The 590-nt window shown below is 57.5% G+C and carries 1 pseudogene; it reads right to left on the bottom strand.

Going from position 1 to position 590, the window contains the following annotated elements:
• Positions 1-575: pseudogene (locus tag HMPREF2554_RS11745) on the bottom strand (hypothetical protein); the annotation flags it as partial.
• Between the last annotated feature and the right edge of the window lie 15 nt (positions 576-590).

Genomic DNA, 590 nt, shown 5'->3' with positions numbered 1-590 from the left:
CCCAGCTGATCACGAATGCTCTCGCAGGAGGGCGGCCATACAAACGAACCGTGTGCCACGTCTTGGGACTCAACCGGAAGATGCTGGCACACATCGCGGTAGGTAAGCTCGTCAAGCTGCGTATATGGATGCAGCGCCAGGTACTTGAGTCCAGCACCCACCTTCCCTAGAATCAGGGCGATATTCTGCGGTGAAACCCGTGCGCTCTCCAATAGGCGCAGCATATCCGCCATGACCGTTGCATCCAGAGTTGTTGCGGCGTAGGAACCATCCGGCGCCAGACCGTAAGCCTCTGCCACCGCATACCAGACGGCGGTCGCCAGCAAAACATGGGTGGGAGTCTGCTCGCCGTGCGAACCAAACTCCCACATGCCAGAATCTAAAGCAAAATCAAGATGTTCCCGGTTAACCTGCGGAAAAAGAACACGAATACGCCGGTGCGTTTCGCTCGGAGTCCAGCCCTGCGCAGCCAAGGCGGTAATCAGCGTGCCAAACTGCTGATGAAATTCGGCGTACCCCGGCGGCAAAGACGAACGTGAAGGCACCTGTGCGCGATCGTCAGCACGACCATACATGCGAAACCTTCTTTC

The organism is Rothia sp. HMSC071F11 (assembly GCF_001809115.1).
GTDB lineage: Bacteria > Actinomycetota > Actinomycetes > Actinomycetales > Micrococcaceae > Rothia > Rothia dentocariosa.
This window is presented reverse-complemented; position numbering and strand designations above follow the sequence as displayed.